The sequence below is a fragment of the Marinobacter sp. es.042 genome (assembly GCF_900188315.1).
Classification (GTDB): Bacteria; Pseudomonadota; Gammaproteobacteria; order Pseudomonadales; family Oleiphilaceae; genus Marinobacter.
In genome coordinates, this window is record NZ_LT897781.1 from 1,278,461 (window position 1) to 1,295,930 (window position 17,470).

The following is a 17,470-nucleotide window of genomic DNA, read 5'->3' on the forward strand; positions in this document are numbered from 1 at the left end:
AAACATGGAACGCAGCTTCCACACTTTCTTCAAAGCGAGGAAAACAAAATGAACATCGCAAAAAGTTCGCGTAACTGGCTGTCTTTGGCGCTCTGTCTGGGCCTTTCTACCACCGGTTTTATGGCGCATGCGCACGAAGCTTCGGCGCCGACAGCATCTGGCCCTGAAGCCGGCCAGACCGATGGGGGCAAAACGCCGGGAATGCAACACCATTACCACCACGAAGACGGCTATCAAGGCCACCATGGCAACGGGGCATACCCGAAGCACCATGGCATGAGTGGACAAGGTGGGATGCATCACAATATGCCCGGCTATGGTGCCGTGGCTGGCGGACCTGCAATGGACCTGGGCCTCGATGAAGAACAGCTTGAAGAGATTGCGAAGATTCAGAAAGAACTGAGGTCAGAGCTTCAAGAGCTGAAAGTTGAAAGGTATGAGGAATCACTCAAGCTGAAAGAGCTTTATACCGCAGAGGAACTCGATGCTGGCGATATTAATGATCAACAACAAAAGGTCTTCGACGTCATCAAGGAGATCACCGAATTGCAGGTTGAAGCCCAGCAGGACATTCGGGATGTACTGAACACCGAGCAAAGAAATCAGCTTATGCGCTCCGGCGATTGGCTGATGTTGAATTGAATCAACGTCGGTTTACAGAAACGAATCCTTGAGTGTGCAACTTGGACGAGCGGCTGGCAAGAAACGGATCTTTCCGCGGTTTGGCGCTCGTCTAAGTGTATTTGCATACCCGTAATAATGGTTTCTGCCTACGCCCATCACAGCCTCTTCCTCGTAGACTAATAGTGAGCTTGCACATAACCTGTCGTGCAAATGTCGGGGTCAGACATCGCTGATTTTCAGGCCCGGAACGCTGACAACTGACGACAGGCCGCAATTAGTCCTACTGGAGGTTTTAATCCTATGAACATTGTTCCTGTAATTACTCTCTTCGGCGGCTTGGCGGCATTTTTTACCCTGGCCGTTGCCCTCCGATTCGCAGCCGTTCGGACTCAAGCGCCGGCAAAACCAACCGACAATTGATTGACGGATTGGTAACCCATTTCCAGGCTGTAGAGAAACCGGCTGTTAAAAGGACAGCCGGATGTCCGATTAGCCGTTCGGGTTATTAGCCAGCTCCTTCAGCGCCTTCATGGCCTCCTCAGTGCGGTCACTGGGCACGAACATGTGGTCATGGTAGAACCCGGCTATCACATTGGTGGTGATGCCTCTCTCTGCCAACAGGCTTGTTACCACCGATGTGAGCCCCAGGGCCTCCAGGCTTGAATGCCCTTCCAGAGTGATGCGCCGGAAGATTCTGTAGTAGTCCAGGCCCTCGGCTTTGGCCTGCTCAAGAGGAATTACCAGCGTCAGGCCTTCCAGTTCGGCAATGCTGACAATCGGGTTAAGGTGTTCCAGTTCGCCATACCTGGCCTTGGGTACTGTGCAGTAGACATAAGTTGTCGAATCCAGTTTTGGCGAGAGCTGCTTGATCAATTCCTGAAGAAACTCAGTTCGCATCATCTCTACTATCCTTTATTGGAAGGTCGTGGGCATAACAAGAACTTAGCATTTTCTGCGGCCTTACAAAGCAAAATAATCGTTTTCTCCTTATCGTGGCCGCAATATTTCTGCACAAGAATTCATCCTGAACGCACTGCCCTACTGATCCAGGAAACAAAGGCCCGGACTTTGTCGGTACGAAATTTAGCCTCAGGTGGTCGGGGCGCGATCAGAGAAGTTATTGAAGTTGAAGTTAACCCATCACCTGACCTGATGTGATGTATACCGCAAAGCAATTTTTTCTGAGGACGGGAAACCAAGAGAATAACCATCAAGCCAATACGGCGATGCTGTCTAACTTAATTCTCTTAAAAGGTGGAATATCACATGAACGCAATCAACAAGTTCTTTCTCGTTTTCTCTGTAATCGCTTTCTCTGCTTTCGCACAGGCTGAAGGTGTAAGCCAGGAAGATATCGAACGTGGAAACAATCCAGCGATCGAAACAGTCGAGCTTGGTATCAGCAACTAAGCTGACTACAACGAAAAAGGGCGGTCAAAGTGACCGCCCTTTTTTTGCGTGGTTCGCTCACCAATTTTCGTTAGCGGGAAGGCATAAAATGGAGCGGCGAATGCCGCTCTCTAGGTGAAAGAAACCAGTACCAGGAGACCGAAGAACACACTGATCACGGTCGTCAATCCGGACAGGCCTTCTTTGTCAGCGCCTCCCGTAACCCAACGCCTCAGCGCCTTCAGAAAGCGCCTGGGCGTGTATATGTTTTTGCGATAATTGCTCTGGTAGTAATGCACAAGAAACAAAGGCATGGATTCACTATCGAAACGATGCCAGAGCTTCAGAACTCCAAGGATATCCTTGCGACAAGCCCAGCCCTGAAGGGGTGTTGGGAGCCAACTCAGGGGAATGGCTGAGCCGAAATCGATGATTGCAGGGTCGCCACGCCCCGAAACCAGAATGTTTCCGGAATTGCCAAGGTCCATGTGGGCCACGCCATGCTGGTGCAGGGTTTTCACATCCGTGAAAAGCTGTGAGAAGAAGTTGTCCGGTACACCATTGCCTGCCGCAATCTCCTTTACCGGCCTTCCCTCGATCAGACGATAATGGATGGTGGGCGCGGCGTCTGATGGGCGCCTGATCTGATCGGGGGTGAAATCCAGGTGCTCGACTTTCCTCAGCATCCTGTACTCATGGGATGCAAGGAACCGGAAGTATGCCCCGAGAAGGCCCCGGGAGAATCGGAAAGCTTTGTACACGTCCCTGTTGCCACTCTGGTCAGCGTTTAAAGAGATGATTGGCTTGTACCATTTCTGGTCAGCGGTATCGGTGATTGCAGCAGGCTTCCAGCTGGAGCCCATCGACGAGCAGTTCGTTTGGCCGTTCATTCTCCCTCCCAACTCCAAAAAATGCAGATTATTGGGCAAGCTGGCCGGATCAATCGTGGTTCAACCGAGCGCTTGCCAATGCCGCAATTCGCGACATCTGCCGAGGATTATTGGGAGTTTTCGGGAGGCTGAATAATTCCGTTGCCGTATCTTTGTCATCACGGAAAATGATGAGTGAATGTTTAGTTGGTTCAGGCGATGGCTTTAACTTCAGACCGCCCACAGGGCGAGTTGGTCATAATGTCGTGCCAGCGCTCGCGAAGGAGCCGTTCCACGTGGTTCCGCAACCACACGATTCCGGGATCACGGTCGTGGCGTGTGTGCCAGATGAGATACAGGCTGGTTGGATCCACTTCGAAAGGCAACTGCCCCATCCATAGCCCATCCACGAAGCCACAATCCTGGCTTATCAACTCGGGGACCGCGGCGATCAGGTTTGAATCCCTGAGGACCTGGGGAACAATCGAAAAATGGTTTACCGTCGCCGCAATGCGTCGGCTCTGGCCCTTCTGATCAAGGTAGCTGTCCACGAATCCGTGCGCATCCCCCGACATTGTCACGAGCAGGTGCCGGGCCTCGAGAAATTCATCCATCGTGATCTGCCTGCCAGCCAGCGGGTGGTCGGCGCGCATCGCCAAGACATACCCGCCTTCAAACAACCACGTACTTCGCAAACTGTGATCGTGCTGGGTAAGCATGCCAACCGCGAGATCAACATGCGCCTCGCGCAAATCTTCGTACGTGCCCTCCGGCGTGTAGGGGACGGCGTGGATATCAACGCCCGGCGCCTGGTCCTCAAGAAGTTCAATCAGCTGTCGCCAGATCATTTCAACAGTCACATCCGTGACCGCTATGCGGAATTTCCGCTTTGAGGTTGCCGGATCAAACTGCGTGGCACTCACCGCATTCGTCAATGCGTACATGTGATCCCCCACCTGATCCCACAGACTGAGCGCGTAAGACGTTGGCTCGATGTTACGACCCTTTCGCACAAACAGTGGGTCGTTCCAGATCTGGCGCATTCGGGAAATCGCATTGGAGACGGCAGGCTGAGTCATGGAAAGTCGATCAGCTGCTCGGGTCACGGAGCGTTCGGTCATGATCGCATCAAAAATGTACAACAGCTGAAGTTCTTGCGTTTTCATTCAACGTTCCTGAAGGATGGACCCTGACAAGTCTGGCCCGGAAGAACCCGAACCGCAATTGCAGTATGAAGAAGCCTCCCGATGGGGAGGCCGCTGAAAAGGTTCACAAGTTTCCTTTCACGAACGTTCTCAGTTCACTCAGACTGCCGGCACCGGTTTTCTGGGCAATTACGCCGCCATCCTGAAACAGCGCCAGGGTTGGGATGCCCCTGATACGCATTTTCGCAGTCACATCGGGACTGTCGTCGACGTTCACTTTGGCGATGGTCAGCTCATCGCCAAACTCATCAGCGATTGCCTCCAACATGGGAGCTACTGTTTTACAGGGACCACACCAGGGTGCCCAGAAATCGACCAGCACAGGGCGATCACTCTGTACAACGGCCTGTTCAAAATTTATATCGGTTACTTCGATCATGTTGCTCATAAGTTCCACTCCTTTTACAAATAGATTGGTTCACACCCTGCAGCCAGCTGCTCGGAAAAACCAATTACTGGACGGTATAAGTTCTATTTCCCCTAATGATGAGTGTCGGTCCGTACTTCAAAGCCGTTTGCTGAATACCAACCCGCCCCAGGCCAGCGTGCGATTTCCCGTCCCGGATTTGATTTCGGAACTCTGAACACGCAACACATAACTGAGCTCGGTGCCCGCCAGGAAACTGTGGGTATAACCAGCCCATACTTCAGCCAGCAGGATGTTCAGATCATTGGCATCCAGTTCATGGTCCGATTCGCGAAACTGGCCTTGTAGAAAGGCGTTGTAAGCCCGGGCTTTCACCGACACCCCGCCCCAGAAATAATTCTCACGTCCGCCTGGTGCAGAAACTCCGGGCGCACGCTCACCGTAGGCCATCAGCTCGGGGTTAAATCGGTTGTCCGGGGAGGAAATCAGGCCATCACGGAATACCAATGCTGCTCCAAACTCGGTCAGGTATCCGACCGATCCGAAATAGGTCACTTTGAACTTTTGATCCGACTGGCTGGCATCCAGGTACTGGTGATACGCCGCCGAGTACCGGAAAGTCGGCTCACCACCATTCGAGATCTGATGGTCCCAACCGTTCGCGCGGTCGCTACCTACCACCTTGTGGACCGCGTTCTGGCCGGATTTGAATACATCGAGTCCCAGAACACCCACGGTCATGGATGTCGTCCAGCCCGAATCGACGCCGAGAGCCTGGTAACTCTGGCTTGAGGACAGGTAGACCAGACTGCTGTAGGGCCGATCGCTACGATCAATCGCGGATTCCTTGATTTCCTCAGGGGTGAAGCCATAAACCCCCAGCTCAATCGCGGCGCTCTGCGGGCTCCCCTCCTCTTGGCCCAGATAGGGCAACACAAAACTGTCCAGCCCCTGGCTCACCCTGGACACCGGATTCCCAATGAAATCCTCGGAATTGGAGGAATAGGTAATCGCTACACCGGCGGTGTAATCCCGATCCGTTTGCGTTGGGGCGAACAGGTCGTTGTCCGTGGAGAGCGCAAGCGCCGAATCCGCCGACTCTGCCAGCGCTGACGAAGCCAAAACAACGCCCATAAGAGAAACGGTCAAAAATCGAAAAATCATAGCCAACTCCGAAATTGTGTCGGTAGAAAAGATGGCTGCTATTTTTCGAACTCCTGGCCCTCAGAACTAATCAAGCGTTGATATTTAAAACATCACCTCGGTTGATAGATAAGTAGTAATACGTGCGGTTTTTGGGCAGTCGTCATCAACCCCCATCACTGGCAATGATGTTTGCCATACCGTTTCAGAATTATTCCTCCACATTGTTCAGTCCCACAATTTGCTCATCTGATATCCGACCGGTTCCGGTATCGGAGTCAGCTAAATCAACTCAAACTGTGGAGAATTGAAAATGCGTAAATTTGCACTGGTTACCCTGGCTTCCCTCATTACCGTGGCTGCCCTGCCCGCTCATGCGACCCTCGCAGACCGCAAATCAGACGAACCTCGCTCCGAGCAGGCTCAGCCCGCTCCCTACAGCGGCCAAATCGTGATTCGCGGTGAGATTCAGGATCGCGACGCCGACAACCATGCGGCCAAACCTGCTCCGTACAGCGGTCAGATCGTTATCCGTGGCCAGGTGCAGCCCGAAAGCCACGGTTGAGTCTCAGATGTCTCATTTGCGTCCTGGCACCATGGACGGTGCTTTTTTCAGTCTCGGGTTATGGTCGGAACGGTGAATGTGTAAATTCGACGATCTCTCGAACGACTTCCGGATTCCGCAACAGCCGGCTATGGCCATACCCCGTTGTATGGGTTAAACGGCTCCTTGGAAACGCCTCGTTCAGTGCAACGGATTCAGTAACCGGAACTTCCGAATCAGAATCATCATGGATGAGCAAAACGGGTACCTCGATTCCAGGCGCAAGCGCAATCAGATCCAATCGATCAACACTCAGTCCTACCGTTTCTTCCATGTCGCGAACAAATAGACGCTCACTGCGCTCGCCAAGATTTACAAACCGGGCGAATCGACTGAGCACGCCCTCTATCGTTGCCGGGCCTGAAACCAGTACCAGACGGTCGAAGCACCCCCTGGCGGATTGGGCGTAGACAAGGGCCGCAGCGCCCAGTGAATGCCCGATCGCAACATCAAAAGAACTCCCCACGTATTCATGGGCGTCCAGAACGGCCTCAATAAACCGTCCGGGATGAGATTTGGTGGCCGTTGAATCGCCATGGCCGGCCGGATGAACCGCATAAACGGTGCATTCATCCGGATCAATCTCACGGATCAGATCCCTGAATTGACCGATCCAACCCGACCACCCATGAAGGACCAGAACTTTCTTTGGCCCACTCCCATAAATTGACAGCAAGCCATCGTTATTGAGTGGCACCACCCTCTCAAACAATTCACGGGATGAGGCGCGCCTTTCGACCTTGATTCGGGGACTGGTCATCAATCCGACAGCTTTTGATGCCGCGCTGGATGGCAGCAATCGGCTGTAAACACCGAACGCAGCCTGAAACATATTCAGAGAAAGGTTCATTTCCGTCTTCCTAAATTAGTTGAACACCGGTTCTTCATCTTTATAAAGTGTATATACATCTTCAAATACGATGCAAGCGTTAGTTGTTCATTTCTTGTACACGCAATCGCCTCAAGCGCCGAGTTCAGACAGATGGATAATTTTTCCAACCTTCCTGCCGCCTTCCCCTTGGTCAAACTGCGGAGAATGGCACTCACATTCACGAACAGGATCCTCACAACATACAGGAGAGCAAAAATGCTCAAACGCAAAGTTGATGTTGCCATTATTGGCACAGGCACAGCCGGTATGGGTGCCTATCGCGAAGCTCGCAAACATACCGACAGCATCGCGCTGATTGAGGGGAGTCACTATGGCACCACTTGCGCGCGTGTCGGCTGCATGCCCAGTAAGCTTCTGATTGCCGCCGCAGAAGCCTCCCATGGCGCCAGGCATGCGGGGATTTTCGGGCTTAATGTCCCGACGGTTGAAACCGACGGTGCTGCGGTCATGGAACGCGTTAGAAGAGAACGCGACCGGTTCGTCGGGTTTGTTGTTGAAGATGTCGACGAGTTTGACGATAGCCATAAGGTGCGTGGTTACGCACGGTTCGTGGATACCCATCGTTTGCAAATTGATAACGGTCTTGAAATCACTGCCGACCGGATTGTTATTGCAACAGGTTCCAGACCGTTTATTCCTGAAGTACTGGAGGGCGCGGGTAACCGCCTGCTCGTCAACGACGATGTATTCGAACTGGAACATCTTCCGACATCCGTACTTGTTGTCGGGGCCGGTGTTATCGGTCTGGAATTGGGGCAGGCCCTAAGCCGACTCAACGTCAACGTTACGATGCTGTCGCGCAACGAATCGGTCGGTGGAATTGCCGACTCCGAAATCCGGAAAATTGCTGCGGATACTTTCCAGTCCGAATTTGATCTCGTCCTTCACGCGGAAGTCCTCACAGCAAAGGAAACCCTGAACGGCGTGCAGGTGACCTATCGCACATCCGGAGGCATCGTTCACACGGTAGTGGTTGATTATGTACTGGCCGCAACCGGTCGCATTCCCAACACTGACAAACTCGGCCTCGAGAATACCGGCATCGCCCTGGACGCCCGCGGCGTTCCAGACTCTGATCGGTACACCATGCAAACCAGTGCACCGCACATATTCATTGCAGGTGACGCCAACAATGAGTTGCCCCTGTTACATGAGGCTTCAGATGAGGGGCGTATCGCGGGCAGCAACGCGGGAACCTTTCCCAATGTGGAACGCGGCCATCGACGCGCCGGGTTGGGCGTCGTCTTTTCCGACCCCCAGGTTGCCAGCATAGGCAAGCGAGCGCACGAATTGGCGCCACACACCTTCATCACTGGGGCGGTCAGCTTTCACAACCAGGGAAGAAGCCGCGTAATGGCCAAAAACCAGGGCATGCTCAAGGTCTACGCAGACAAGCACAGCGGCATTCTGCTTGGCGCAGAAATGTTTGGACCGGCTGCGGAGCATATTGGTCACCTTCTGGCCTGGGCCGTGCAACAGTCTCTAACGGTAAACGAGGTACTCGGGATGCCTTTCTATCACCCGGTTATTGAAGAAGGTGTTCGCACCGCCTTCCGGAATGCGGCAGAACAGTTGAAAAATATAGAACGTGAGGAGGCATCCCATGCAGTTGCTTGAACTGTTCCGGCGTTACCACAAACAGGCGGCAAAGGTTGCCCTTGTAGTAGGTTCGATTCTGTTGCTGATCAACCAACATGATGCGCTGTTCGGATATCAGAAAATTCAATGGCTGCCGGCAGTCTTGACCTACTGCGTCCCATTCTGCGTTTTCATGCTCGGTAAACTGTCCAGCGCACGGGATTGCCAGAGATCCTCCGGACTGAATGTGCCCGTTTCAAGGTATCGTTAACCACTCGAATATCGCCGCACTGTGTCTCAGTGCGGCGATATCATTCTTGAGGCAACCCCCTTAGCCTTTAGTGCTGCGTCCAGATCGCCTTCAACATGCGCTTTTACAATGGCGCCCTCTTTCAACAAAAACAGCGCATTAGCCAACTCTTCTGCATCGGCTTCTAAACTGCAGATTTCCAGGGTGTGCTGCTTCAAGAGTTCAAAAATCCTGGTCTTGTGAGCCGCACATCGTTTGTGTACCGGGTGCTCGGGATCGCTGTACTCACCACAGGTATTGATAAAGAAGCACCCATAGAAACGATGTAGTGTCGGTACGCGATTGTTAAACCAATCATGCACCGCATCAAACATCTCCATAAGAGCCTCTCTTCCCGCGGGCTGATCGCTCATTCGCGACTCCAACCATTGGAAAAACAGTTTGTCGCGATGCGCGACAGCAGCCTCTACCAGGCTGTCCTTGCTCTCGAAATGATTGTAGAGCGTTTGCTTTGCTACACCCGACTCCTGGAGCACCTGGTTTATACCGATAGCGTGGATCCCATGTTCATAGAACAGTCGCAATGCCGTATCAATTAAAACCTGTCTTCGTCCCATCTGCGGACCTCCGTTTTTTCATTGAATATATCTTGACCAAATTAGACAGATCTGTCTAGAATTAAAAATAGACCGACTTGTCTACTTCAAGAAATGCCACGCGCCGTTATGAACAGGGTGTTTTTTGACTGGTGTTGTTGTCGGTTTCATTAGCGAACCACCAGCGAACACGGCACGGAGAAGAGCACGATGGACATACAAATCAAAACTACCCGGCAGGCGCCCGTGTTTGGGCTTGAAGCTGATCTGATTGATGGCTTGCAGGCCGGACACCCGAAAGCCTTTGCGGAAGCTTACCGGAGATATCATCCGGTAATGCTGAGGGTTGCGGCCAAATATACCTCTGCAGCCGTTGCCGAAGATATCGCTCAGGAGGCCTGGATGGCGGCCATTGGAGCCATTGGGTCTTTCGAGGGCCGTTCGTCACTCAAGACCTGGCTGTGCCGTATTGTCACCAATAAAGCCTTCAACACGTATCGGGAAAATCGGAAAGAGTTTCCCGCAACGCCCAGCCTCGCCCTGTTATCCGATAGCTCTCAGGACAACCAATTTAGTGGCACCGCCGGGCATCTGAGCGAACCGGAGCTGGCTACCCAGACTGCAAAGGTTCAGGAACGCATTCGCGTTGAATTGAAGAAGATGAATCGGGACCACGCTAACGCGATTCTGCTGAAGGGCATGAGCCCCATGACAGGTTCGCAGGTGTCTGAAGTGCTGGAGATTTCTCACGGAAACCTGCGGGTCATTCTGCACCGTGCACGAAACGAGTTGGCCGCCCTGCTCTGATCAAGGCGGCCTTGTTACTGTGTTTTGCCACAACTGGAGAAACCTTATGAGTACCCAACGTCCACCACTACCTCCCTTCACACGGGAAAGTGCCATTGAAAAAGTCCGCCTTGCAGAAGATGGCTGGAACAGCCGTGACCCTGCGAAGGTCGCCCTCGCCTACACAGAGGACACACGCTGGCGCAACCGGGCCGAGTTCGCCAATGGCCGCAAACAGGTCGAGGAGTTCCTCACCCGTAAATGGAATCGTGAGCTGGATTACCGCCTGATCAAGGAGCTGTGGGCTTACACTGACAACCGCATTGCCGTGAGATATGCCTACGAGTGGCACGACGACAGTGGAAACTGGTTCCGGTCCTACGGAAACGAAAACTGGGAATTCGATGCCGACGGCCTGATGCAGCGCCGTTTCGCATGCATCAACGACAGTCCCATCAAAGAGTCAGACAGGCTTTTCCATTGGCCACTCGGTCGTAGACCGGATGACCATCCTGGCCTCAGTGACTTGGGGCTTTGATGTTTACGGCGCAGAATTCCCTCCGGGAATTCTGCGCCATATCCCCCATTCCGGCGGCCCAGTGCCACGGGCGCCGCCTTAATTTTCGCAATCTTCCCATCGCTTTTTCCCCGAGTTTGCTTCTCAGACATCCTGCCGAGTTTTCAGCACGATTCGCCGCCTCCCCGCCTTTGAAAAGCACTAGATTAGAGCCCTCAACGACTTGATCCACCTCTGAAAAAGGGTAAACGTCATGGACAAAAAGATCTCTGGGCTGGGGGCAGTGATCAGTGCGGCCTTTCTCTTCTCGGCAACAGCTCATGGCTCCGGGAGTCATGCTCCGATTATCAAACAGGTAACGGATCGCGGACTGAAGGTGGTCTCTTCCTTCGAGGCCATTGACGGTATGACCGGGTATATTCTCGATTCGAACGGTTCTCCGGTCACTCTCTACGTTACCCAAGACGGAGAGCATGCATTTGTTGGAACGCTGATCGATAAGAAAGGTTTGAATCTCTCTGCTCCCAGAGTCCAAGAGATTTTCCATGATGCGAAAAATCAACAGGCCTGGGCAGAGCTCGAAAACAGCCACTGGATTCAGGACGGTGACCCGAACGCAGAAACCGTGGTTTACGCCTTCGTAGACCCAAACTGCCCTTATTGTCACAGGTTCCGGACAGCCGCCTTGCCTTGGATTAACGAGGGCAAAGTTCAAATCAGGCATATTGTGGTCGGAGTGCTTGCCAGCGACAGTGTTGCGAAAGCCTCAACAATCCTTGGCTCGAACAGACCTCACGGCGCGTACATCAAGAACTTTGAGACCTTCCGAAGTGGAGGCATCGTGCCGGTACATGCAGCCTCGGAGCGAGGCAAAGCCCAGGTGGAAGCGAATAACCGCTTGATGTCCAACCTCGGCGTTAGTGCCACTCCCGGAATTTATTACAAAGATTCCACCGGTAATGTGAAGATGCGCCTTGGTCTGCCTCCAGAGAGTGAACTGAATCGCATCTTGAATCCCTAGGCCGCCAAGGGGACGGCTCGAGGAGATTCGCGGCCGTCCCTTTGTTCATCCCAAAAACCGATCCCATCAGTGTTTGGGGGGGCCAAGAAAGGTGGTGGTGCCGGTTATCACTGCCCCTTCTTGATTCAGCGTACTGACCTCAAAAACAACGTCGTTGGCCCCGGAATCAAGGGAAGAGGATGGAACAGCGACAGAGAATGGGATTTCAACCCTCTCACCTGCTCCAACGACGATACCTCCGGGACCTGTGGTTGAAAATTCTTCAAAACCGCCAACCTCGATCACCAGGTACCTCGGGCTGCTGTCTTTATTGGTAAGCTTGAGCAAATAGCTGTTTTCAATGTTGCCCCCGCCTGTATAGCGATACATTCCGCGATCTCTCTCGACGTCGAGGGTTACCAGTGGTCTGGACGCCACGCCCCAGGAAAAAAGTCCAATCATCAAGGAGAGGAACACAAAATACCCCACCAGTCGTGGCCTCAGAAGGTTCGTTTTCCCTCCCTTCAGGTCGCGCTCGCTGGCGTAACGTACCAGTCCACGGGCGTATCCCATCTTGTCCATGATCGAGTCGCAGGCGTCGATACACGCCGCACATCCGATACATTCCATTTGCAAGCCATCGCGGATATCGATACCGGTCGGGCATACCTGCACACACATCTGGCAATCGATGCAATCTCCAAGCTCTTGAGAGACTTGTACATCGTCTTTTTTACGTGAACCTCGCGGTTCCCCCCGCGCGGCATCGTAGGAAATAACCAGGGAATCGGCATCTACCATGGATGACTGAAAGCGGCCGTAGGGGCACATATGGAAACAGACTTTCTCCCTCAGCCATCCCGCATTCAGGTATGTGGCGCTGGTAAAAAAGAAGATCCAGAAGACCGCCCAGACCGAAGCTTCCATGGCAATAAGGTCAGCGACCAGGCCCCGAATAGGCGTGAAATACCCCACAAAGGTGATGGCCGTAACCAGTCCAATCAGCAACCAAAGACCATGTTTCATTCCCCGGCGAGCAACTTTATTGGCGGTGAGAGGTGCGGCATCGAGTTTGAGCCGCCTGTTCCGATCCCCCTCTGCCAATCGCTCTGCCCACAGGAAAACCCATGTCCAGACACTTTGCGGGCAGGCGTATCCACACCACACTCGACCCGCCAGAACCGTCAAAAAAAACAGGCCGAAGGCACAGATCAGGAGAATCGCGGCAAGCAACACCAGGTCTTCCGGCCAAAACGTCGCAGAGAAAATATGGAATTTCTTCTCCGCGAGATCCCAGAGCACAGCCTGCCTTCCGCCCCAATTCAGCCACGCGACACCGAAATACAGTGCGAAAAGTACCAGTCCCCCCGCGATCCGGAGTCGGCGATAAACGCCGGAGAAGCTTCGGGGCTGGATTTTTTGGGTGGCCCCGGGGGCCGGAGCAGGAGATTCAATCTGTTTAACAGAGATCAGGCGACTCATTTGCTTCGCACCTATGCCATGGTCGATCAGAAACGGAAGGCAGGAGGATAGTCGGTCGCGATGAATGGGGGCAGGACCACTTTTTTAAATTTTTATAGGGACAGTTGGTGGAAGTTCAGATCATTAATTCAGGGAGTCTCTTCAAGGCGGAAACACGGGCGGCGTTCCAGGGGTGAGCAAAGCTGATTCTAAGGCAGTTGGAGAACTTTCCGGATACAGAGAAGAGATTTCCCGGCGTAATAACAATCCCCTCCCGCAGCGCCCTGCCGTAGAGCCTCAGTGTGTCGACGTCTTCCTGAAGCTCTACCCAGAGAGCCAGACCACCATGGGGGGTTGTTACCCGAAGAGAGACGTTCCAGCCACTGAGAAGCTCAAGCAACTGATCCCGTCGCCGCCACAAGTCCTGCCGGTGGCGGCGCAAAAACGACGCATAACCGCCCTCAGCGATGAAACCTGCCACGCCTTCCTGGAGGAATCGGCTACTCGCCAACTGGGAGGTCAGTTTCAGTTTGACGATTTCGTCATGCCATCTTCCACCTGAAACCCATCCAAGACGGAGATCGCGGGATAGAACTTTTGAAAAGGAACTGCAGTGGATAACCCGGGCAGAGGTGTCGATGGCTTTCAGTGTATCGGGCACATTCAACCAGCCAGATTCAGCGTAAATGTCATCCTCGATGATGGCGACGTCATGGCGCTCTGCCAGCGCCAGTAACCCTCTCCGCGCTTCAGTCGGCATGACAGAACCGGTAGGCGTAGCAAACGCTGGCGACACCACACAAGCTTTAACATCCCAGACCTTCAGTACATCCTCAAGCGCGCTCACATTCATGCCACTTTCCGGCGATGCAGGTATCTCGATCACCCGTAATTGAAGCTGTTCAAGTAGCTGGAGCACGCCATAAAACCCGGGAGTTTCCACCGCGACCACATCGCCACTTTTGCAAACAGCCATCAGCGCGAGGAACAACGATTGCTGGCAACCCGACGTGATACAGAAGTCATCCGCTTGCGCAATCCAACCTCTTCGGGCGGCTCTCAGAGCGATCTGATTACGCAATTCCTGATCCCCGGCTGGCTCGTCATAGTACTGAAATCTTGTGGACTGCCGCCTCAGAGCCCGACCGATCGACCGGTTGAGTTGAATGATCCCCGGTGGCGGCTCATCCCGGTTACAAGCCGGCAGCAGATCAAAGGCCGCGCTGCGGGTCATTATGTCCTGGAATACCTGGCTTACCGACACAGGTTTTGGCTCGTCCGGCGTCGGTGCTTGCCCGGGAACCTCGAATTTGTTCTGGGGAGGTACAACAAAAAAACCGCTGCGTTCCCGAGCCTCTATGAGCCCGAGCGCTTCCAGCCGCTGCAGCGCATGCTGCACAGTAATCTTGGAAAGATCATAGTCCTGGCAGAGTGATCTTATTGAGGGGAGCCGCTCGCCAGCTCGCCATCGACCCGTTTCAATCTGGTCTCGCAGGGTTACCTCAAGTTTCTGGTATCTCGGCAATGGCTTTGCCATGGTTTGATCTGTCTCCCCGCCTTCTCACAAAAAAGCCGGGCGCGGGCCCGGCAAACTGAGTTTACTCTCAAAAACGCCAACAATTCACGCCAGTTGGGATACCTTTTGCTTCAGCCCGTCGATCCAGCTGGCCAGATCCTTCAGAGATTTGGACCCGGTTTCCTGACCCATGAACTGATCACGCCTGAGCAAAACCAGCGTTGGGATGGCTCGCACGCCGAACTTTGCTGCGATGTCATGCTTCTGATCCACATCAACCTTGATCACCGCTGTGTCTTGGTTAAATTCGCTGAACTGTTCCATAACCGGGTTCATCACTTTGCACGGTGCACACCAGGGAGCCCAGAAATCCAGCAACAACCACTCATGTCGATTTGCCAGATCGCCCAGCTCGTCAAACGTATTCAGATTTACAATCGGCACAACGAATTTCCTCCGGGAAAGTTCTTCAGGAATAAAAAGGGCGTATTCGGCGAACAATGTCGATGCGAGGGTGAAAACCGAATACGCCAAGGGGTAAACAGGACCGGCTCAGGCTCTCATCAAACGGTTTCCAACCAGTTTGTCCAGCGATAACAGGCCTGGGCCACACATGGCCAATGCCATCAGAATCAGGCCCCAGACCACGTGATACAGTTCGGCTGCGGGCGCGATCATTTCAAGGCTGATAACTGCAACAATGTTGATGACAAAAAGCCCCAGCGAGGACACAAGCGAGAACAGGCCAATCACCAGAAGAACCGGAAAAACCAGTTCTCCGAACGTTGCGAGGAAAGCTGCGATCTCGGGGCTCAACAGCGGAACGCTGTACTCTTCTTCAAACAGAAACAGTGTTGTTCCCCAATCATCAATCTTTGTCAGGCCGGCTTTGAAGAAGACCCATGCCACGTAGAGACGTCCAAGAAGAAGTGCAACAGGTAGCATGCCGCCGACAATTCGCTGGACCGAATCGTTTAATCCATAAAAACTGTACGCTAACGTTTTCATATCATTTTCCTCTCAATGAATGGTTCTGGCGCCGACGATGACCCTTTTTGAGATCATGTCTTGCAGCCAACCGGTAAAATTCGTTTTATCCAGAACACCTTCACCGAAGGCTTCGGCGATACTTGTCTGTTTTCTCAACCGCTCCAGCAGCGCAATATCCTTTTCAGAAATGGCTTCCGCCATCCCTCGCCAACCCGATCGATAGACCAGCACGTTCTGGCCCCGGCCTTTGGCGATCATTCTTTTTGCCTGGGCAAAGCTGAGTGTGTCCTGCGGGGTGTGGCTTTTGTGTGCTTCCCATATGCTGACGATCGGATAAACGGACCTGAAAAACTCAAGCCCGCTATTGAGAATGAGCCGACAGGTCGAAAGATCTTCGCCAATCGCAGAAAAGCTCTGGAAGTCCACGTCTTGATATTGGCTGCGCTCGACCCGGCCCACATAGTTGTCGAGTCGCGCCACATCTGAGAGATAGGGAAGCCGGTCTGAAATCCGATGCGAGATGATCCAGCTCGGAAATCCCCAGCCCAAATCACTCCAATCGCCGCTCTGTTTCCGGATCACTCTGAAATAATCCAGGGCCAGTTCCTCGAAAGCAGACGGTCCTAGTAGTGCCTTTACCGTCGGATAGCTGTGCTCAAGGGCTCGAACCGCTTTCGCCTCTACTCCAAATCGATACACGTCTGAATTGGGCAGCCCCGGCTTGTTAATATCGCCGAACAGGAACGCCAGAAACTGGCTCTGATAATCAGACAAGTTCATGGCTTCGCTCCCTGCTCAATACACGGCGTTGTGCTTTCCTGGCCTTGATGGCTTCACCCTGAAGCTCGCGCCATGATGGAAGGTTGTTGTCCCACTCAATCAACGTGGGCCGCGGGCCGATCTTTCGGAGCACACGCCCATAGGCGTGCCACCCAGCCTCGGGTACCGGGCAGGCATGGTCATCGATCAGCAGTTCTTCCCGATCCACGGGCGTTGAGCCCGCAAGATGAATTTCCGCAATGGCGGAGTGATCGAGGGAGGCAACATAATCGTCAACAAAGTCCGCCGGATCGCCTACTCGCGCATTACGGGCGTTCACCATCACGTTATTGATATCAAGGATTAAACCGCAGCCCGTGCGGGCAACGATTTCATTAAGAAAAGCGGCCTCGTCGAAGTCATTGTGGTCAAACTCGATGTACGCACAGACGTTCTCCACCGCGATCTGGCGGCCCAGCGCCTGTTGTATTCGGTCAATGTTGTTCGCCGCGTGCCTGAGACTGTCTTCGGTGTAGGGAATCGGCAGGAGATCACCACCATGAAAGAGCCGCCCACCGATCCTTGCCCAGGTAAAACACAGGTGGTCTGACACCAATATCGGGTCAACCCGGTCGACAAGACGTTTGAGTCGCTTGAGGTAATCGTCAGGAATCGCCTCAACGGAGCCCAGACCTGCCGAAGTACCATGAAGGCTGATTGGCGTACTTGCCGAAACCTCCTTCAACACATCGACAGCGATTCCTGCCTCCGCGAAGAAATTCTCCGAGTGCACCTCAAGAAAATCTACCGAAGGGGCGTGCTCGAGAACGTCCTGATAATGGTCTGGTCGTAACCCTACCCCAACAGTGCTGCTCGCGAGTTCGGGCTTGGCTGGGACGTTGTCCTGACGATTACCCATGCCAC

21 protein-coding genes are annotated in these 17,470 nt (G+C 53.4%); 8 read left to right on the forward strand and 13 right to left on the reverse strand.

Annotated features, from left to right (window positions below; translation table 11 throughout):
- Positions 1-48 precede the first annotated feature (48 nt).
- Positions 49-642: a Spy/CpxP family protein refolding chaperone gene (locus CFB02_RS06065; RefSeq protein WP_088557301.1), complete on the forward strand. Its 594-nt coding sequence runs from the start codon at positions 49-51 to the stop codon at positions 640-642.
- 471 nt (positions 643-1,113) lie between these two features.
- Here CFB02_RS06065 and CFB02_RS06070 read toward each other — a convergent pair whose 3' ends face one another.
- Positions 1,114-1,524, reverse strand: coding sequence for an ACT domain-containing protein (locus CFB02_RS06070; protein WP_014577053.1), 411 nt, complete (start codon positions 1,522-1,524; stop codon positions 1,114-1,116).
- A gap of 366 nt (positions 1,525-1,890) precedes the next feature.
- Between CFB02_RS06070 and CFB02_RS18170 the strand changes: the two genes are divergently transcribed.
- On the forward strand, positions 1,891-2,034 hold the full coding sequence (locus CFB02_RS18170) for a hypothetical protein (RefSeq protein ID WP_167450406.1): 144 nt from the start codon (positions 1,891-1,893) through the stop codon (positions 2,032-2,034).
- 110 nt (positions 2,035-2,144) lie between these two features.
- Here the strand turns inward: CFB02_RS18170 and CFB02_RS06075 are convergent, their stop codons facing one another.
- The 4 genes from CFB02_RS06075 to CFB02_RS06090 all read right to left on the reverse strand — a co-directional run bounded on the left by CFB02_RS06075 (position 2,145) and on the right by CFB02_RS06090 (position 5,618).
- Positions 2,145-2,903, reverse strand: a complete 759-nt coding sequence (locus CFB02_RS06075) for a hypothetical protein (RefSeq protein ID WP_088557302.1) — start codon at positions 2,901-2,903, stop codon at positions 2,145-2,147.
- Between the two features lie 191 nt (positions 2,904-3,094).
- Entirely contained in the window at positions 3,095-4,048 is a 954-nt protein-coding gene (locus CFB02_RS06080; protein ID WP_088557303.1) for a LysR family transcriptional regulator, read from the reverse strand.
- Between the two features lie 103 nt (positions 4,049-4,151).
- A complete protein-coding gene (trxA, locus tag CFB02_RS06085) occupies positions 4,152-4,475 on the reverse strand; it encodes a thioredoxin (RefSeq protein ID WP_014577047.1) in 324 nt (107 codons plus the stop codon).
- Positions 4,476-4,592: 117 nt separating this feature from the next.
- A complete protein-coding gene (locus CFB02_RS06090; RefSeq protein ID WP_227519339.1) occupies positions 4,593-5,618 on the reverse strand; it encodes a lipid A deacylase LpxR family protein in 1,026 nt (341 codons plus the stop codon).
- A 292-nt stretch (positions 5,619-5,910) separates the two neighbouring features.
- On the opposite strand from CFB02_RS06090, the gene CFB02_RS06095 reads away from it, so the two are divergent.
- Complete coding sequence (locus tag CFB02_RS06095; protein WP_088557304.1) at positions 5,911-6,162, forward strand: hypothetical protein; 252 nt, start codon at positions 5,911-5,913, stop codon at positions 6,160-6,162.
- A gap of 58 nt (positions 6,163-6,220) precedes the next feature.
- On the opposite strand, the gene CFB02_RS06100 is transcribed toward CFB02_RS06095, so the two are convergent.
- On the reverse strand, positions 6,221-7,051 hold the full coding sequence (locus CFB02_RS06100; protein WP_088557305.1) for an alpha/beta fold hydrolase: 831 nt from the start codon (positions 7,049-7,051) through the stop codon (positions 6,221-6,223).
- A gap of 237 nt (positions 7,052-7,288) precedes the next feature.
- Here CFB02_RS06100 and CFB02_RS06105 point away from each other — a divergent pair, with 237 nt between their 5' ends.
- On the forward strand, positions 7,289-8,710 hold the full coding sequence (locus tag CFB02_RS06105) for a dihydrolipoyl dehydrogenase (protein WP_088557306.1): 1,422 nt from the start codon (positions 7,289-7,291) through the stop codon (positions 8,708-8,710).
- Complete coding sequence (gene nrtS, locus CFB02_RS06110; RefSeq protein WP_088557307.1) at positions 8,697-8,942, forward strand: nitrate/nitrite transporter NrtS; 246 nt, start codon at positions 8,697-8,699, stop codon at positions 8,940-8,942. Before CFB02_RS06105 ends, nrtS begins: the two co-directional genes overlap by 14 nt.
- A gap of 26 nt (positions 8,943-8,968) precedes the next feature.
- Here the strand turns inward: nrtS and CFB02_RS06115 are convergent, their stop codons facing one another.
- Positions 8,969-9,538 carry a TetR/AcrR family transcriptional regulator gene (locus CFB02_RS06115; protein WP_088557308.1) on the reverse strand — a complete coding sequence of 190 codons (570 nt, stop codon included), beginning with the start codon at positions 9,536-9,538 and terminating at the stop codon, positions 8,969-8,971.
- A 189-nt stretch (positions 9,539-9,727) separates the two neighbouring features.
- Here CFB02_RS06115 and CFB02_RS06120 point away from each other — a divergent pair, with 189 nt between their 5' ends.
- The 3 genes from CFB02_RS06120 (at position 9,728) to dsbG (ending at position 11,841) form a co-directional block, all read left to right on the forward strand.
- Complete coding sequence (locus CFB02_RS06120; RefSeq protein WP_049784467.1) at positions 9,728-10,324, forward strand: RNA polymerase sigma factor; 597 nt, start codon at positions 9,728-9,730, stop codon at positions 10,322-10,324.
- Positions 10,325-10,370: 46 nt separating this feature from the next.
- Positions 10,371-10,841, forward strand: a complete 471-nt coding sequence (locus tag CFB02_RS06125) for a DUF1348 family protein (protein WP_088557309.1) — start codon at positions 10,371-10,373, stop codon at positions 10,839-10,841.
- A gap of 232 nt (positions 10,842-11,073) precedes the next feature.
- Positions 11,074-11,841 (forward strand): thiol:disulfide interchange protein DsbG, encoded by a 768-nt coding sequence (gene dsbG / locus CFB02_RS06130; protein ID WP_088557310.1) that lies wholly within the window; start codon positions 11,074-11,076, stop codon positions 11,839-11,841.
- Between the two features lie 66 nt (positions 11,842-11,907).
- On the opposite strand, the gene ccoG is transcribed toward dsbG, so the two are convergent.
- The 6 genes from ccoG to CFB02_RS06160 all read right to left on the reverse strand — a co-directional run bounded on the left by ccoG (position 11,908) and on the right by CFB02_RS06160 (position 17,465).
- Positions 11,908-13,302, reverse strand: coding sequence for a cytochrome c oxidase accessory protein CcoG (gene ccoG, locus CFB02_RS06135; protein ID WP_088557311.1), 1,395 nt, complete (start codon positions 13,300-13,302; stop codon positions 11,908-11,910).
- Between the two features lie 115 nt (positions 13,303-13,417).
- On the reverse strand, positions 13,418-14,818 hold the full coding sequence (locus tag CFB02_RS06140) for a PLP-dependent aminotransferase family protein (RefSeq protein WP_088557312.1): 1,401 nt from the start codon (positions 14,816-14,818) through the stop codon (positions 13,418-13,420).
- Between the two features lie 84 nt (positions 14,819-14,902).
- Positions 14,903-15,241, reverse strand: coding sequence for a thioredoxin family protein (locus CFB02_RS06145; RefSeq protein ID WP_227519340.1), 339 nt, complete (start codon positions 15,239-15,241; stop codon positions 14,903-14,905).
- A 108-nt stretch (positions 15,242-15,349) separates the two neighbouring features.
- Positions 15,350-15,805 carry a DoxX family protein gene (locus tag CFB02_RS06150; RefSeq protein WP_088557313.1) on the reverse strand — a complete coding sequence of 152 codons (456 nt, stop codon included), beginning with the start codon at positions 15,803-15,805 and terminating at the stop codon, positions 15,350-15,352.
- A 12-nt stretch (positions 15,806-15,817) separates the two neighbouring features.
- A complete protein-coding gene (locus CFB02_RS06155) occupies positions 15,818-16,567 on the reverse strand; it encodes a DNA-binding domain-containing protein (RefSeq protein WP_088557314.1) in 750 nt (249 codons plus the stop codon).
- Positions 16,554-17,465: a DUF692 domain-containing protein gene (locus CFB02_RS06160; RefSeq protein WP_088557315.1), complete on the reverse strand. Its 912-nt coding sequence runs from the start codon at positions 17,463-17,465 to the stop codon at positions 16,554-16,556. The genes CFB02_RS06155 and CFB02_RS06160 overlap by 14 nt, the downstream gene beginning before the upstream one ends.
- Positions 17,466-17,470 lie beyond the last annotated feature (5 nt).

Coding starts and splice junctions, on each gene's coding strand:
- CFB02_RS06065 (WP_088557301.1), top strand. CDS start 49: ATGAACATCGCAAAAAGTTCGCGTAACTGGCTGTCTTTGGCGCTCTGT.
- CFB02_RS06070 (WP_014577053.1), bottom strand. CDS start 1,524: ATGATGCGAACTGAGTTTCTTCAGGAATTGATCAAGCAGCTCTCGCCA.
- CFB02_RS18170 (WP_167450406.1), top strand. CDS start 1,891: ATGAACGCAATCAACAAGTTCTTTCTCGTTTTCTCTGTAATCGCTTTC.
- CFB02_RS06075 (WP_088557302.1), bottom strand. CDS start 2,903: ATGAACGGCCAAACGAACTGCTCGTCGATGGGCTCCAGCTGGAAGCCT.
- CFB02_RS06080 (WP_088557303.1), bottom strand. CDS start 4,048: ATGAAAACGCAAGAACTTCAGCTGTTGTACATTTTTGATGCGATCATG.
- trxA (WP_014577047.1), bottom strand. CDS start 4,475: ATGAGCAACATGATCGAAGTAACCGATATAAATTTTGAACAGGCCGTT.
- CFB02_RS06090 (WP_227519339.1), bottom strand. CDS start 5,618: ATGATTTTTCGATTTTTGACCGTTTCTCTTATGGGCGTTGTTTTGGCT.
- CFB02_RS06095 (WP_088557304.1), top strand. CDS start 5,911: ATGCGTAAATTTGCACTGGTTACCCTGGCTTCCCTCATTACCGTGGCT.
- CFB02_RS06100 (WP_088557305.1), bottom strand. CDS start 7,051: ATGAACCTTTCTCTGAATATGTTTCAGGCTGCGTTCGGTGTTTACAGC.
- CFB02_RS06105 (WP_088557306.1), top strand. CDS start 7,289: ATGCTCAAACGCAAAGTTGATGTTGCCATTATTGGCACAGGCACAGCC.
- nrtS (WP_088557307.1), top strand. CDS start 8,697: ATGCAGTTGCTTGAACTGTTCCGGCGTTACCACAAACAGGCGGCAAAG.
- CFB02_RS06115 (WP_088557308.1), bottom strand. CDS start 9,538: ATGGGACGAAGACAGGTTTTAATTGATACGGCATTGCGACTGTTCTAT.
- CFB02_RS06120 (WP_049784467.1), top strand. CDS start 9,728: ATGGACATACAAATCAAAACTACCCGGCAGGCGCCCGTGTTTGGGCTT.
- CFB02_RS06125 (WP_088557309.1), top strand. CDS start 10,371: ATGAGTACCCAACGTCCACCACTACCTCCCTTCACACGGGAAAGTGCC.
- dsbG (WP_088557310.1), top strand. CDS start 11,074: ATGGACAAAAAGATCTCTGGGCTGGGGGCAGTGATCAGTGCGGCCTTT.
- ccoG (WP_088557311.1), bottom strand. CDS start 13,302: ATGAGTCGCCTGATCTCTGTTAAACAGATTGAATCTCCTGCTCCGGCC.
- CFB02_RS06140 (WP_088557312.1), bottom strand. CDS start 14,818: ATGGCAAAGCCATTGCCGAGATACCAGAAACTTGAGGTAACCCTGCGA.
- CFB02_RS06150 (WP_088557313.1), bottom strand. CDS start 15,805: ATGAAAACGTTAGCGTACAGTTTTTATGGATTAAACGATTCGGTCCAG.
- CFB02_RS06155 (WP_088557314.1), bottom strand. CDS start 16,567: ATGAACTTGTCTGATTATCAGAGCCAGTTTCTGGCGTTCCTGTTCGGC.
- CFB02_RS06160 (WP_088557315.1), bottom strand. CDS start 17,465: ATGGGTAATCGTCAGGACAACGTCCCAGCCAAGCCCGAACTCGCGAGC.